The sequence below is a fragment of the Enterobacter sp. Ap-867 genome, assembly GCF_011752855.1.
Taxonomy (GTDB): domain Bacteria; phylum Pseudomonadota; class Gammaproteobacteria; order Enterobacterales; family Enterobacteriaceae; genus Cedecea.
Genome location: NZ_VWWS01000001.1, coordinates 1406154 through 1420409, shown reverse-complemented (window position 1 = coordinate 1420409; position 14256 = coordinate 1406154). Strand labels below are relative to the sequence as shown.

At 58.1% G+C, this 14256-nt stretch carries 12 protein-coding genes; 4 read left to right on the top strand and 8 right to left on the bottom strand.

The window, feature by feature from the left end:
* Positions 1 to 38: 38 nt before the first annotated feature.
* Positions 39 to 638: a helix-turn-helix domain-containing protein gene (locus tag F3J26_RS06655; protein ID WP_166992539.1), complete on the bottom strand. Its 600-nt coding sequence runs from the start codon at positions 636 to 638 to the stop codon at positions 39 to 41.
* Between the two features lie 247 nt (positions 639 to 885).
* On the opposite strand from F3J26_RS06655, the gene F3J26_RS06650 reads away from it, so the two are divergent.
* Positions 886 to 1512: a response regulator gene (locus F3J26_RS06650; protein ID WP_166992536.1), complete on the top strand. Its 627-nt coding sequence runs from the start codon at positions 886 to 888 to the stop codon at positions 1510 to 1512.
* 7 nt (positions 1513 to 1519) lie between these two features.
* Positions 1520 to 5119: an ATP-binding protein gene (locus tag F3J26_RS06645; protein ID WP_166992982.1), complete on the top strand. Its 3600-nt coding sequence runs from the start codon at positions 1520 to 1522 to the stop codon at positions 5117 to 5119.
* Between the two features lie 30 nt (positions 5120 to 5149).
* Here the strand turns inward: F3J26_RS06645 and F3J26_RS06640 are convergent, their stop codons facing one another.
* Genes F3J26_RS06640 through F3J26_RS06610 form a run of 7 tightly spaced genes read right to left on the bottom strand, consistent with a single transcriptional unit; the run spans position 5150 to position 12216 of the window.
* Positions 5150 to 6283 carry a hypothetical protein gene (locus F3J26_RS06640; RefSeq protein WP_166992534.1) on the bottom strand — a complete coding sequence of 378 codons (1134 nt, stop codon included), beginning with the start codon at positions 6281 to 6283 and terminating at the stop codon, positions 5150 to 5152.
* 14 nt (positions 6284 to 6297) lie between these two features.
* Positions 6298 to 8865, bottom strand: a complete 2568-nt coding sequence (locus F3J26_RS06635) for a fimbria/pilus outer membrane usher protein (RefSeq protein ID WP_166992532.1) — start codon at positions 8863 to 8865, stop codon at positions 6298 to 6300.
* A 31-nt stretch (positions 8866 to 8896) separates the two neighbouring features.
* Positions 8897 to 9652: a fimbrial biogenesis chaperone gene (locus tag F3J26_RS06630; protein ID WP_166992529.1), complete on the bottom strand. Its 756-nt coding sequence runs from the start codon at positions 9650 to 9652 to the stop codon at positions 8897 to 8899.
* Positions 9649 to 10368, bottom strand: coding sequence for a fimbrial biogenesis chaperone (locus F3J26_RS06625; RefSeq protein WP_166992527.1), 720 nt, complete (start codon positions 10366 to 10368; stop codon positions 9649 to 9651). The genes F3J26_RS06630 and F3J26_RS06625 overlap by 4 nt, the downstream gene beginning before the upstream one ends.
* A 4-nt stretch (positions 10369 to 10372) precedes the next feature.
* Complete coding sequence (locus tag F3J26_RS06620) at positions 10373 to 10936, bottom strand: fimbrial protein (protein ID WP_166992524.1); 564 nt, start codon at positions 10934 to 10936, stop codon at positions 10373 to 10375.
* On the bottom strand, positions 10911 to 11612 hold the full coding sequence (locus F3J26_RS06615; protein WP_166992520.1) for a fimbrial biogenesis chaperone: 702 nt from the start codon (positions 11610 to 11612) through the stop codon (positions 10911 to 10913). The genes F3J26_RS06620 and F3J26_RS06615 overlap by 26 nt, the downstream gene beginning before the upstream one ends.
* A gap of 55 nt (positions 11613 to 11667) precedes the next feature.
* Positions 11668 to 12216 carry a fimbrial protein gene (locus F3J26_RS06610; RefSeq protein WP_166992518.1) on the bottom strand — a complete coding sequence of 183 codons (549 nt, stop codon included), beginning with the start codon at positions 12214 to 12216 and terminating at the stop codon, positions 11668 to 11670.
* Positions 12217 to 12679: 463 nt separating this feature from the next.
* On the opposite strand from F3J26_RS06610, the gene F3J26_RS06605 reads away from it, so the two are divergent.
* Both F3J26_RS06605 and F3J26_RS06600 read left to right on the top strand, forming a co-directional pair.
* The gene (locus tag F3J26_RS06605; RefSeq protein ID WP_166992515.1) at positions 12680 to 13816 is read left to right on the top strand and encodes a polysaccharide export protein; all 1137 of its coding nucleotides are present in this window, start codon (positions 12680 to 12682) and stop codon (positions 13814 to 13816) included.
* A complete protein-coding gene (locus tag F3J26_RS06600) occupies positions 13810 to 14250 on the top strand; it encodes an arsenate reductase/protein-tyrosine-phosphatase family protein (RefSeq protein WP_166992511.1) in 441 nt (146 codons plus the stop codon). The genes F3J26_RS06605 and F3J26_RS06600 overlap by 7 nt, the downstream gene beginning before the upstream one ends.
* Positions 14251 to 14256: the final 6 nt, after the last annotated feature.

Genomic DNA, 14256 nt, shown 5'->3' with positions numbered 1-14256 from the left:
AGATGAATACTGACGTCATCCAACTTTCTCCGACCCGTTTATGCAGACAAAATCTGGTTAATGCTTTTCAGCCCGGCTCTGCGTAGCGCGGTATGTTTATAGCGGCTAACCGCCCGATAGGGGATCCCCATCTTACGCGCGATAAGCGCTAACCGGTCGCCGTTGAGCAGCGCGCCGAGAATATAGCGTTCTTCCGGGAGGTAAAATCTGGCATCTCTGCGGATGTTTCCCCGGGAAGGATTAACCAGGGCTTGCCGAAGGACGCCGGTCAGCTTGCGCAGCGGCATGCTTTTATCGATCACGGCATAAAACCCGGCCGTTTGTAGCGCCCGGCTCAGGGCCACTGATTCGGCGTCCGTGAGCAAAACATACCTGCACGACGGATAATAAGGCATGTTCAGCAGCTGCGGCAGAACATTGGCCCGAGGGTCAATGCCGCAAATCACCATATCTGGCTTCGATTCAATCATCAGCTCCAGGAAGTGTGGCAGAGTCTGGGGAGTGCCAATCACCTGGCTCTCTAATTCGCTTTCGCACAGTCTGGCCAGACCGAAAGCGGCATACCCGCAGGGGTCGAAGATTAAAACGCGCGGGTTACTTTTCGCGACAGCCTTACCTTCGGCTATATTTTTTTCCATAAGCTATTTCCAGCCAAATTAGCCGCTCTAAGGCGAGCGGGAATATAAGTTCTTACAGGGTAATGAGGAAAAGATTAGGGCTGTATCAGTCGGCGCTGGATTGCGCGTAGGAATAAGATAGAAAGGGTGTAGGGAAAGTATGACAGCGTCGGCAATTGCTTAGGCGTGAAACTCCTATTACACTGATAATTAAAGCGAACTGACAACGTGACTTTAGCTTTTCTTCCCCAGCCCAACAGGATAATAAATGAAAAACGTACTGATTGTTGATGACCATCCTGTCGCCAGGCTGGCGGTAAGAATGGTACTGGAGAAGGAAAACCTGACCGTTATTGCCGAAACTGATGATGGCCTGCAGGCCATTCAGCTGGTCAGGAAAAATACCCCGGATTTGGTGATCGTCGATATTGATATTCCCTCTGTCAACGGCATTGACGTGGTGCAGAGAATGCGCCGCGACGGGTTTAGCGGCGGGATCCTCGTACTCACCGGCAAAGAGGGCGATCACTACATTCGCCGCTGTGCCAGCGCCGGCGCGGACGGGTTTGTCAGCAAAAAGAATAATCTTTCCGAACTCAGCGACGCCGTGCGCGCGATCCGCAGCGGCTATGGCTATTTCCCCCGGCATCTGGCCAGGAGTGATGTTGCCGCCGGTGATGCGGCGGCAGATAAAGACAAACTGGGCGAGCTGTCGGCGAAGGAGCTGGATGTCCTGCGGCATTTGGCTAAAGGCGTGAAGGTGGTCGACATTGCCCGCCAGATGAACATCAGCGACAAAACCGTGAGTACCTATAAAAGTCGCCTGATGGCTAAGCTCGGCTTGAAAACGATGATCGAGCTGTACGATTTTACCCAAAAACATAACCTGGACTGACGCCGTGATGCGCGCCTTGCTGCTTTGCTGTTTTTTATTGAGCTTATCTCTGGGCGTCCTGCGGGCGGAAGAGCCGAAGTCAATGACGCTTCACAGCCGGGAAACCGTCGCCCCGCTGAAATTCACGCTGAGCGACAGCGACTGGCGCTGGTTAGGGGAAAAGCGCCTCGTCAATATCGCCATTTATCAGCCCGCCACCCCACCGTTTAACATGTCTCCGGACGAGCAGACCTACGAAGGCATCTCCGCCGACTACGTGCTGCTGGTGATGCGCTACCTGGGCGTGCGGTTTCAAATCCTGAATTACGCCAGCCGTGATGCGGCGCTGGATGCCGTGCGCCAGGGCAAGGTGGATATGCTGGTGGATGACGGCACCGGCCAGATAACTGCCCCGCAAGGGCTGGCGTACAGTCAGCCGTTTATTCCCGATCGCCCGGTGCTGGTTTCGCGCCAGACGGACATTGCCGCGCCGGTCAAGCTGTCAAAAGGGGCTCGCATTGCGGTGGCGGAAAACTGCCAGTGCGAAGCCTGGGCCAAACAGCGCTATCCCGGCACCAGGGTGACGGTATTCCCGACGGCGCCAAACGGCATGTCCTCGGTGGCCTTCGGCGAAAATGATTACTACATCGGCGGCTTTACCCTGTCGAGCTTCCTGATAGAACGCAACTTCATTAACACGCTGTCTATCGTCGATATTTTGCCCGACAGAAGCAACGGCGCACGCTTTATTTTCAAACAGGACAACAGCGTGCTGATGCGGGCGGTCAATACCGTGCTGGGGGCGCTCACGCCGGTGGAGCACAAGGTTATATTCCGCCACTGGAGTCAGGGGCCAAACCTGTGGCTGTTTGAATCCACGCTGCCGCTGAGCGAGCGCGAGACGCAGTGGCTGGCGCAGAACAAAGATCTGCGCGTGGTGATCAATCCGCTGGACGCGCCGTTTACTCAGCTAAATGCCCGGCAAGAGTTTCAGGGCATTGCTGCGGACGTGCTGCGGCTGATTCATCTGCGTACCGGGCTGAACTTCACCGCCGTGACGGCAGACAACATGCCGGATATGCTGGCCACAGTGGCAAAGCACAGGGCCAGCCTGTTTGCCGCCGTCAGCTTCAGCCAGGATCGCGATAAACAGCTGCTATTGACGCGCCCCTATGTGCAGCCGGAATTCGTCCTTGTCGTCAAAGAGAGTCCTGCCGCTCCGGCTAACATTAGCGGAGCTAAAACGGTGGCCATCACGCCGGACAACGTGCTGCGTGGGCAGCTTGAAAAACAGTACCCGCAAATACACTTCATCGACGCGAAGAGCGGCAGCGTGGCGATGAAAATGGTGGCCGACGGCAAGGCTGATGGGGCGGTGCATAACCTGATCGGCGCCCGCTACATGATTGAAAATGTCTTCCCGGGTCAGCTCAAAATTGCGGCAAGGGTCGCCGATAAACCCGCGTTGATTGGCTTTGCCGTCGGGCGCGACAGCCCTGAGCTTTACTCGATTTTGAACAAGGCGCTGGCGGATATTCCGCCGCGCGACATCTCGCTTATTGTCAATAAATGGCAGACGACGCCCAACGTTAAGCTGGATACCTGGTCTGAGTACCGGCACGAATTCTACTGGCTGGCCGCCATCTTCTCGGCGCTGGTGCTCACCTCGCTGGTATGGGTGTATTACCTGCAGCGCGCCAACCGCTCGCGCAAAGAGGCTCAGGCCCGGCTGCAGGAGCAGGCCACGTTTCTGGCAACGCTGTTTAACGGCACGGCGGTGCCGGTGTACGTCATCGGGCGAGATGGCCGCATTATCAACAGCAATGCCGCGTTTGCACGCTTTTTTGACCTCATGCCGGGTAAGCTTCTGCAGCAGCCGCTGAGCGAGGATAAACATCCGCTGGCTGCGGTCTGGCAGCAGCTTGAACCGGGGCTCGATTCTCCCGAAGGGCTGGCGGCCTCGCCCCAGCGTTTTCTGGTCAATAACGGCGCTGAAGTGCGGGCTATCCTGCACCAGGCCGTGGCCTTCCGGGATAAAAACCAGCGTATCGCCGGGCTGATATGCAGCTGGCAGGATATGACGGAACACGATCGGCTGCTGATGGAAACCTCCCGCTCCCGCGAACAGGCGGAGCAGGCCAACCGCAGTAAAAGCACCTTCCTCGCCACCATGAGCCATGAAATCCGCACCCCAATTGCCGCCATTATTGGTTTACTGGAGCTGGCGGTTACCAGCAAAGGGGCGCGGGAGAACGAGGCCGAGGCCGTGCGCGTGGCTTACGAATCAGCCCAGTCGCTGCTGGGCCTGATTGGCGACATTCTCGACATGGCGAAAATCGAGTCCGGCAAACTTGAGCTTACCCCGGAATGGGTCCGGTTTGATTCTCTGGCCGCGCCGATTGTCAGAGTTTTTGAGGGCCTGGCGCGGCAGAAAGGGCTCCAGCTAAGCTGCCATGTCGATCCACTCCATCCCGATGAAATTTGGATAGATCCGATGCGCCTGCGGCAGATCCTGTCCAATCTCGTCAGCAACGCGATTAAATTTACGCCCCAGGGTTCGGTGGCCGTGCAGGTCAGCTGCCCGGCAGATGGCGGCGAGGGGCAGCTGGTCTTCTCCGTGTCGGACACCGGCATCGGCATTCCCCAGCCGGAACAGGCCACCATTTTTGACCCTTACGTCCAGTCAGAAGAGGGGAAAAAACAGAGCGGCACCGGCCTCGGGCTGGCTATCTGCCAGCAGCTGATCACCATGATGGGCGGGACCATTACCCTGCACAGCCAGGCCGGGAAGGGCACGCGGATCGAAGTTTGCGTGCCGGTTAACTACCGGGACGGCGAAGAGGTGCAGGCCGGTGAGAATGAGGCGCAGGCCAGCGCTCTGCCGCCGCTTAATATTCTGACGGTGGACGATCATCCGGCCAACCGCCTGCTGTTAAAACAGCAGCTTCTGCGCCTGGGGCACCGGGTCACCGAGGCTGAAAACGGGGCGCAGGCGCTGGAACTGTACCCGACCGGAGAATTTGAGCTCGTGATTACCGACTGCAGTATGCCGGTCATGGACGGCCTGGAGCTCACCCGCCGGCTCCGGGCCGGGCAGCGCAGCCCGCTGGTGATCCTCGGGCTGACCGCCAACGCTCAGCCGGAAGAACGCAAACGCTGCATTGCAGCCGGAATGGATGACTGCCTGTTCAAACCGCTTCGGCTCCCGCAGCTTGAAGCGGTGTTAAACCGCATTCCCCGGCAGGAAACCAGTGCCCAGGTCGAGGCTCTCGAGCTGGAGATACTGGTAGATTTACCGGCGCTAAGGGCGCTGGCCAGTCATGACGCAGAGCTGCTCCGTGGATTACTCAAAGCAACTTATGATGAAAACCAGCGTGACGCCGGTCGCGCCCGGCAGCAGCTGGATCGAGGTGACATGGAGGGGCTGGCGCAGAGCCTGCACCGCCTGGCGGGTAGCACCCGGATCGTCGGGGCGAATGATGTGGCCGAGGCGTGCCACGCCCTGGAACAGCGGTGTGCGAAAGAAGCAGAGCGCGAAGCGATAAACGCAGAGTTTGTGGACGTGACTCAAAAACTTAGCGCTCTGAACCGGGCAATCGCGCGGTTTATCGGTATAGAAGCGGCTTAACGGTTCCTTGTTGGCCCGTCACGCCAGCACTTAATTGAAGGTGACCAGCACCTCGGCGGAGGCTTTGATCTCGCCTGTCTGCAATTTATCGCCGCCGGAGCAAAGCCGCCACGTCATCTTATAGGGGAAGCGTTTGATGGTGTCGGTCGCACCCATTATGCCTATATCTAGTGGCGTGGTATCAAATTTTACGCCATTCGCTGTACCGCAGAAGCCTTCCGGCTCGCCGGATAAAGTCCCGGTCAGATAGGCACCGTTAGGATCGCCGAAAGCCAGCTTGTTAATTTCTGAGTTTTTGTGCAAGCCGCTGAGCGCGTTAAAGCGCACCTCTATATTGGTATCTTCGATGTCCACATCCTGAGTGCAGTCCACATTAAAGTTCACCGTTTGCACCGCCAGTTCGGCGTTTCGATTCAGGTTCCGCGGTACATCGCCAAAATTAATATCCCGGGGCGTATCAATATTACACTCCAGGGTGGAAATGCGCAGCGTGGTACCCGCCGGGAACCAGGGTTCCCTTAAATTTCCCGTTCGGTCCGGGGTGAAGGATGCCGCGTGAATATCCGGGAAACGAATGCCGCGCTGCATCTTCTGCGTCCCGTCCGCCACAATGACCCAGTGCCCCCGGAAGCTTAGGTATCTGTCTTGGCTCCGTTCGAGAAATTCGTCCCACCTGTCAGTTTGAGCCATGGTAAAGCACCATTGCCGGTCAGTTGTTCTTGGTCGCTTCAGAGGGAGCGTCTGGGTGTGGCTAATTGTATTGCCTCTAATTTCGGCAGAACCACCTTCAGTGGTAAAATTCCCGCTGATGCTTCCCCTGTTTGAGAAACCCGCCTGCCAGACATCGCTATAAAATCTGATACGTGGCGCAATCCCAACGCCGGGCGCAATTTCGTAAGCCAGTACGCCAGCGATCTCTTTTAGCTTGCTCGCCTCAATACATTCGTAGGGTTTATCAGACAGAGCAGCGTAGCCCTCAGGAGACATGCTTTTTCCGTCCTCTAATTTTCCATATATCGCCACATCTCCATTAAACCCAGCCCATAAAATTCCGGAGCCTTTGCCAATGGTGATTGTATCTTTGGCCTGTGCGGTGGGCGCGTCAGAGAGCAACAGCGCTGCCGCAATAAGAGCCAGGGGGTTAATCCGTAATCGTTTCATCATCTGTCATTATCTCGTTACTGGCAGACAGCCGTCAGGCTGCGGACCGGGTTTGCCGCGGAAGGCTGCTGGTTTTTAAGGTTAAAGCTGGCCCGGCACTGCTGGGTCGCCTGCTGGCCCCACTTCAGTAACAGGCTGCCTTGCTCCGGCAGGCCGCTCATATAGACCTGCCCGGCGTCGCCGACGATGCCGGTAATAGGTTCACCTTCGGCGGTGTTAACCAGCGTGGCCGTGGTGCCAAAGGGCACCGCTGCGCCCGCGTGCTGCAGGGTGATTAACGCCTGGTAGCCCAGGCGGGTATTGAACTTTGACATCACTACCGCCCCTTTGGTGGGGTAGACGGTATTGCTGGAGTGGGTGAGGTCGACGTCATCGGGCAGCGTCGACGGATCGAGGCTGATGTTGTTCGCCTGATAGTCAGATAAATAAGGCACTACGGCATAGCCGAAGCCGTCAATGGTGGTGCCGCCTACGCCCGCGCGTGTGCCTTCCGCGCCCGGGGCATGGACAATGGCTATCGAACTGCCGAGCGACCGGCTGAGCGTCACGCCGCCCGGATGGATGACCATGCCGCCGCTGCCGGAAAGGTTCAGCGAGCGACTGCCGCTTGCCTGGCTGTAGCCCGCCGATACCGAACCTTTGCTGCCGGACCAGGCCCCGTTCAGCGAGGTACTGTCGCTCTGGGCCCGCTGGTTACTCCAGCCCTGGCGCACGCCCCAGGAGAGGCTGGAGTCCAGCGCGCTGCCGCTCAGGCCGGCCATCTGCTGCACCTGGCCGGTGTTGCTGCGGGTGGTCTGGTAGGTGGCATAGACCCGGTTCAGGGCGGAAGAGGCGCTGAACAGGCTGAAGGGCACCATCATGTTGAAGGCCAGCTGGCGATTTTCCGGCCAGTTACCGTCGCCCTGGGTTCTGTCGATGGTGTAGGCCAGGCCGTAGCTGACGCCGCGGTAGCTGCCGTTGTAGCCGGTGGAGAGCGTATTCATGACCTTGCTTTTGCCCCAGTAGTCGTTGCGGGCGGCCGATACGAACACCGATCCCAGACCGCCCAGCTGCTGGCTCATATAAAGCTGGAAGGTGGACCGCGCCCGGGCCAGCGCCCACGGCTGGGTCTCTTTTTTCAGCTGATAGCCGAGGCTGTTGTAGTCTGAAAAGCTGTAATAGTCGCTGGTCGAGTAGCGGTAGGCGGCCAGATCGATGGTGGTGCCGGTGCTGAGCATGCTTTTGGCGTAGCGCAGCCGGTAAGACTCGCCTTTTTGCTGCGCTTCTATGCCGGGTATTTTGGCGCGCGAGGCCGTGACGTCAGCCGAGACGGCCCCCAGTTTCCCCAGCGAGACGCCCGCGCCGGTGACCAGCGAGAAATAATCCCGCGCCGTGAGCGCCCCGCCGTAGAGGGTGAAATCATAGGGCAGGCCGAGGATGGCGGTGCCCTGCACAAACTCAGCCTCGCGCGATCCCACGGTAATGCCGCCGTTATAGCGGCCGGCGGTTACTTCATATTTTACGCTGCCCGGACGGCGCATCACCGGCACTGAAGAGATGGCGATTGTCTGGCTGTGCACGGTGCCGTCGGCTTCGGTAACATACAGCGTCAGCTCTCCGGCCTGGCCGGTCTGGTTCAGATCGTCAATACGGAAAGGCCCGGGGGCGACGTAGGTCTGATAGATAATCGAACCGTTTTGCGTCACCGTGACGCGGGCGTTACTTTGCGCGATGCCTTCAATGACCGGCGCAAAGCCGCGCTGCACATAGGGCAGCATCTCATCGGACGAACTTAGCTTTACCCCCCGGAACGGAACGCTGTCGAGCACGTCCCCGGAGGTGCTGCTTTCCCCCGCCAGCAGCTCCGACCGCCATGCCGCAATATCTCGCATCAGATAAGTATTGGAAAAATCCGTGTGTTGGTAACGTTGCCCCGCCTGGCCCGGCGAGGTTTGCACGCTTCGCGTCCAGTAGGCGTTGCTGCGCAGTCGCCATGCGTGCAGGTTGGCGCCCAGGCTCGTGCTGGCATACAAATTGGTGTTTTCCCCGCCGCCTGGCTGGCTGCTGCGGCCGCCGTTGAGGCTGTAATTAAACAGCAGCGCCGGCACGCCGTGGTCCCACAATTCCGGGTCAACCACGCCGCGTGAACTTGGCTGCATGGCGACCTGCGGAATGCTCAGCTCAAGCTCCAGTTTGGCAAAGTTAAACCGGGCGCTGGCGTGCTCGATCAGCTCGCCAAGCGGCGGGGTAGCCTTGTCATCCTCAAGGGTGCGAAACGCTTCCAGCCCCTGGGTATTCACCCCGACCTCGCGTAAAAATGCGGGCGTCAGCTGGGGTACCACGCTGCCCTGAGCATCCTCGGCAAAATCAATGGCGTGCTGGCCCATGTCGGTACGGTTAACTTTCACCGTCACAACGTAATTGCCCGGCGGTACCTTGCCCGAGGTTGAGAAAACGCTTAAGTCGACGGACTGTGCGGGCACGCCGTTTAAGGTTAAGAACGCCGGGTCAAAATAGTCCTCGGCGAACGCGGGCGACAGCGGGGCCAGCAGCGCAAGGCTGACCAGCCTTGAGAGCAGTTTGGGGCTCGGTTTTTTTGGTTTCATTATTTTGGTTTCCATTGCGTCTTCGGCCCCACTAGTCCTGCTTCAGCGGCTCGGTATGCCAGCCGTCTTCATCAATTAACTGCCACTCAACCTGGCCAGCGGCGCCCTGCGGGAAGCGGTAGGTCTGCTCGCCTTTCGGCGGCACCATCAGCCGGAGCTGCGCTTTATCCAGGGTATTTTTGCCCACGCTCAGGCGGGCAAAGGTCAGCCAGTAGGGCGTGGGGTTTTTGGCAATCAGGGCGTCTCCCTGCCGGGTAAAACGCAGCTCCGCGGCAACATCCTCGATGGCATACTTTTCCAGCCCTTCGGGGCGATAAAAGACCTTCATGCTGTTCACGACCGCCAGCACGACCTTGTTTTCACTCTGTGGTTTAGCGTCCGTTTTTTCGGCAGGAATGGCTTTCATGGCGATGAAAAAGACCGATTCGCGATCCTGAGGCAGTGGCTCCGCATTGCGGCGAATGCGCACGGTCAGCTCGCCGTTGGCCTCCAGGCGCTCCAGCGGCGGGGTGACGATAAAAGGCGCATTAATGTGGCGCGCGTTATGGATATCAATGCTGCCGGTGGCCGGGTCGACCGGGCGAATAAAGGATTGCACCAGCCAGGAGCGGCTGGTTTTGTTGTGCGCCGTGAGCGTGACGCCTTTTTTCTCTGCCGCCGGGTAAACCACGCGGGTGACGTAATAAGTCAGGCCCTTGCCGGAATGACCCGGCTCAGCGCTGGCCAATGCAGGCTGCAGCAGAGCGAATAACACCAGCAGGAAGGAGAAGGTGTGGCTTATCTTCATGGTAACTCCGTAGGGGCCGCGTCGGCCTTGCAGAGCGGGGCCAGCCCGCCGCGATCGTCCACCACCTGCCATGTCACATGGCGTGTGGGTCCCGCCGCGTCTAAAACCTGCCTGCCGAAAGGCGGCAGCATCAGCGGGGAGGCGTCGGCCTGGCGAGGTTGACCGTCCAGGGTTAGCGCCCCAAGGGTGATAAAGTAGGGCGAGGGATTACGCACACTCAGCCCGTTCCCGCTGCGGGAAAAATTTAAATGGCAGGCAGGTAATTCATTGTCGAGCTTCAGCTTTGCCGGGCGATAAATCAGCTTGAGGTTAAAACGCAGGCCCGCCGAGACCTGGGCCGCTGCGTCGCTTTGCTGGCTGGCCGGAATCGCTTTAATTGAGAGATAAAACAGCGACTCCCGATCTTGCTCAGGCGGCTGCTCTTTGCGCATGATTCGCAGGGTTTGTTCTTTCCCTGCGGCCAGGCGAAACAGCGGCGGGATGACAATAAACGGCGTGCCGGCGTCATCTCCATCCAGTGCGGTCAGACTCCGGCTGTGGATAAGCCAGGCTCTGTCGCTGTTGTTTTTGACGATCAGGGTTTGCGTTTTCTCGGCTGCGTTGAACACCAGTCGCGTTTTTGTCAGCGCAATCCCGCCGTCGGCCTGGGCGACCAGCGGCAACAGGAGGCCCGCCAGACCCGAAGCATGGCTTAAAAGACTCAGCAATTTCATCATGACCTCAGGGGTGGTTGAGGGTGAACTCGATGGTGGCGTTAACCTCGCCCAGCGTCGCGGCGCCACAGTTGGCAGTGGTGCCGCAGATCAGCCCGGCATAAAAGTTAAGGGTCTGATTCGGGACAATATCGCCCGCGGTCTGTAAGGTTACTTTCCCGCCGTCGGTCAGCGGCGTATGGCCGTAATCCGGCGGGGTATCGCTTTTCACCAGCATCACGCCGACATTTTTGGCGGTGGACGTCGCGTCATCGCGAAAGGCCCATTTCCCGAGGTTTTGCCCCTTGCCATTGACGCTGATAAAGGGCTTCAGCGAGGTGGAGACATTGCAGTTTGAAATCTGCAGCTCCACTTTTTTGGCGCCAATCAGCCTGGAAGCTATAAGCTCTGCAGGCCGCACCGGGTCCAGCAGCAGCTTAGGGATATCAAGTTCAAATTCGCAGCTGCCGGGCACCAGGTTGGCGGAAAAATTGATCACGGTTAACGCCCCGTGACCAGGATTTAGCCCGGAGAAAGCCAGCAGCAACAGCAGGCCCGCTGATGCCTCAAGGCAGCTTCTGGCTAAACGCATTGTCGCCTCCGTGGTCGTCGATAGTTACCCACTTCACCGTGCCCTTCGCAGCAGGCAGCGGCCAGGTATAGCTGGTAAACGGGGCGATCATTTTGGCGTCCGCTTTATCCAGCGGCAGGTTTTTCCCCTCCAGGCTGAGATGGGCAAAGCTCACGTGGTAAGGCGAGGTGTTGGTCACTTTTAAGCCCTGGTTCACTCGGGAGAACTGCAGGTTTTTTTGTGCATCCAGCGCGGTGCCCGGCAAGCCTTTTGGGCGGTAGAACAGCTTGATGCTGTTGCCGATGCCAAAGCGGACCAGATGATTGTCGTTTTCACCGGCGCCCTGTTTGCTGCCCGGAATGGCGGTGGCGCGGAAATAGAACACGGATTCACGGTCAGTGGGCAGACTGGCGCTATTTTCCAGAATACGCAGGTTATGCTTGCTGTTGGGTTCCAGGCGAACCAGCGGGGGAATCACGGTAAAAGGTGCCGGTTCGGCATGGGATGACACGCGGCTAACCGCCGACTGCACCAGCATTGGTGCGGCGCTGCCGTTCCTCAGCGTGACGTTGATACTTCCTGCTCCCTGGGGATATACCAGCCGGGTGGTGTTAATCCCAAAGCCCTCAGCCTGAGAGACCGACGTCACCGAAAATAGTGCGGTGACAAGTGATATATGCAGGAAATAACGAGTCATTAAATTAACCTTTATTGAGCGGCGGGCCAACGGCACCCGCCAAATAAGAGTAAAATCAGTTGTAGTCAAACTGGAAAGTAATTGGCGCGAGAATGCTTCCCTTGGTTTTTGGGTTATCAATGGCGCTGGTCAGGCTAATATCAAAACTTTTATTCAGTGCACCTAATTCAGCTGCGGTTGGCATAGTTGGGTGAGCGGAGAAATCTTTCAGCAGCACTTTATCTCCAGTTTTAACGATGGTTGCCCCGTCTTTGACCAATGCACCGACATCAGAGGTTGCCACGCTATTAAATACCGCTGAATTACTGGCTGTGGTGGCGCCGGTAACAATGAAGTTAGCCACATTTTTGGTAGTCGGCGTGCTGCAGTTTTTCAGAGAAACATCGACTTTTTGAGTATTTACCGGAGCCATCGCCGTGGCTAGTTCAGTCGCGGTAAAGCTACCCAACTCCAGCGCCGGTGAACCGAGCACCACGTCACAGGTCGCAGCCGTAACGTTCGCAGTAACTGTCAGGGTGGCGTTCTTGCCCGCGGCGTGAGCCGGAGAAATCGCGGCCATCATCAGCAGAGCGGCAGGGGCCAGAGTGTAGAAAGATTTACGCATATCAAAATTCCTTTATCTTTAATTAAATGTTTTACCGTCACTCAAACCGAGTGAAAAGGTCAGTGATGTTCGGCGTTAATAATCGCTTGCGTAGCCTGGGACAAACAAAAGCTATTACTGATGGCGGACATCTTCTTTATTCGCAAGGTGATGCTGTCTTGCGTTGAAATATAATAGGGGGCGGTGAATAACAGAAATAGTCAGCGGGCGATGTGTTACCTGTAGTCTCTCCATGGTGATAATGTAGGGGGACGACTACATGGCAAAGGCTAAATGTTTATGCCTTCTCCAGCGGCGGGTAATAATAGATATTGGCAAACGGATGCCTGTCAGCCCTTCAGCTAAGGCTGACACCAATGTCATCCAGGGCTTACAAAAGTTAAAGCGGGCGATGATATTAATCGTAGGGCAGCCCGGTAATACTCGATTGAACCGCTCACATTATTATTCGATATTGCCTGAAATGAAAAAACAAGTACGTATTATCCCGACGGCCACTTTATGGATGGCTTTAACCGGCTGCACCCTGGTGCCAGGCCAGACGCTATCGCTGCCCGGCGACCCGGCGTCAGACGCAGAAATTAAGCAGCTTCTTCAGCGGGTCAACGTTTATACCCTGACCCCGACGCTAATCGACCGGCTGCGCCCGGCAAAGGTCGCCGCCCGGGTTAATCCCGGACTGGACAGGCAGCTCAATGCGTATGAATACCGCATCGGAAGAGGCGATGTACTGACGGTGACCGTATGGTCGCATCCGGAATTAACGACGCCGGCGGGCCAGTACCGCAGCGCCAGTGACTCCGGAAACTGGGTTGGCGCGGACGGAACCATTTTTTACCCCTACATTGGCCGCCTCAAAGTGGCGGGGAAAACGCTGGCCCAGGTCCGGGCGCTGATTACCGGCCAGCTGGAGAAGGTGATTGAAAGCCCGCAGGTGGACGTCAGCATCGCCGCGTTTCGCTCACAAAAAGTCTATGTCACCGGCGAGGTGGCGCAGTCCGGCCAGCAGCCGCTCACCAATATTCCGCTGACGGTGATGGACGCGGTTAATGCCGCCGGCGGCCTGACGGCGGATGCCGACTGGCACAACGTGGTACTCACCCGCAACGGCCAGGAGAGCCGCCTTTCTCTCCACGCCCTGCTGCAGCGGGGCGATCTGTCGCAAAACCGGATGCTGTCCGCCGGCGATATCCTGTTTATTCCCCGCAATGACGCCCTGAAGGTGTTTGTTATGGGGGTGGTCGGGAAGCAAAGCACGCTGAAGATGGACCGCAGCGGGATGACCCTCACGGAAGCGCTGGGCAACGCCGAAGGGCTGCGCCAGGAGGTGGCCGACGCCAGCGGCATATTCGTTATTCGCCCGCTGAAGCAGGGCGCGGGTGGCAAAATCGCCGACGTTTATCAGCTCAACGCCCGGGACGCGCTGGCGATGACCCTCGGCACCGAATTCTGGCTCGAGCCCTACGATCTGGTCTGGGTCACCGCCGCACCGGTTGCCCGCTGGAATCGGGTGATTTCGCAAATGCTGCCGTCGGTCGTCGGCCTGCGCGATCTGACCGAGACGGGACGCCTGCTGAAGCCCGGAGTGGATAAATGGTGAGATCCGTGCTGGTGATTTGCAGCGGAAATATTTGCCGCTCGCCGATTGCCGAGCGCTTCTTGCGCCGCGACTGTATCGGGCTTGCCGTCGACTCGGCGGGCACGCTTGAGGTTCCGGCGCATCTGGCCGATCCGCTGGCCGCCAGCCTCTGCTCCGGCAGCGGGATTACCCTGGCCGGGCACTCGCCGAGAAAGCTCACCGTTGAAATGGCCCGGCAGTATGACCTGCTGCTGGCGATGGAGCCGCACCACATTAGCGAGATAGTCGCCCTTGCGCCCTGGGCCCGGGGGAAAACGCTGCTTTTTGGCCACTGGTCCCGACGCCGGGCGATCCCGGATCCCTGGCGGCGCGGCCCGGCATTTTTTGAACATGTCTTTGGCCTGCTGGAGCAGGATGCCCGGGAGTGGGCGCTCCGGCTAAATTCTCATGAATAAAAGGTA

Bases quoted from the DNA above. Each gene is read 5' to 3' on its own strand.
- F3J26_RS06635 (WP_166992532.1), bottom strand. From the start codon at position 8,865: ATGAAACCAAAAAAACCGAGCCCCAAACTGCTCTCAAGGCTGGTCAGC.
- F3J26_RS06625 (WP_166992527.1), bottom strand. From the start codon at position 10,368: ATGATGAAATTGCTGAGTCTTTTAAGCCATGCTTCGGGTCTGGCGGGC.
- F3J26_RS06600 (WP_166992511.1), top strand. From the start codon at position 13,810: ATGGTGAGATCCGTGCTGGTGATTTGCAGCGGAAATATTTGCCGCTCG.
- F3J26_RS06610 (WP_166992518.1), bottom strand. From the start codon at position 12,216: ATGCGTAAATCTTTCTACACTCTGGCCCCTGCCGCTCTGCTGATGATG.
- F3J26_RS06655 (WP_166992539.1), bottom strand. From the start codon at position 638: ATGGAAAAAAATATAGCCGAAGGTAAGGCTGTCGCGAAAAGTAACCCG.
- F3J26_RS06640 (WP_166992534.1), bottom strand. From the start codon at position 6,283: ATGATGAAACGATTACGGATTAACCCCCTGGCTCTTATTGCGGCAGCG.
- F3J26_RS06630 (WP_166992529.1), bottom strand. From the start codon at position 9,652: ATGAAGATAAGCCACACCTTCTCCTTCCTGCTGGTGTTATTCGCTCTG.
- F3J26_RS06615 (WP_166992520.1), bottom strand. From the start codon at position 11,612: ATGACTCGTTATTTCCTGCATATATCACTTGTCACCGCACTATTTTCG.
- F3J26_RS06645 (WP_166992982.1), top strand. From the start codon at position 1,520: ATGCGCGCCTTGCTGCTTTGCTGTTTTTTATTGAGCTTATCTCTGGGC.
- F3J26_RS06605 (WP_166992515.1), top strand. From the start codon at position 12,680: ATGAAAAAACAAGTACGTATTATCCCGACGGCCACTTTATGGATGGCT.
- F3J26_RS06650 (WP_166992536.1), top strand. From the start codon at position 886: ATGAAAAACGTACTGATTGTTGATGACCATCCTGTCGCCAGGCTGGCG.
- F3J26_RS06620 (WP_166992524.1), bottom strand. From the start codon at position 10,936: ATGCGTTTAGCCAGAAGCTGCCTTGAGGCATCAGCGGGCCTGCTGTTG.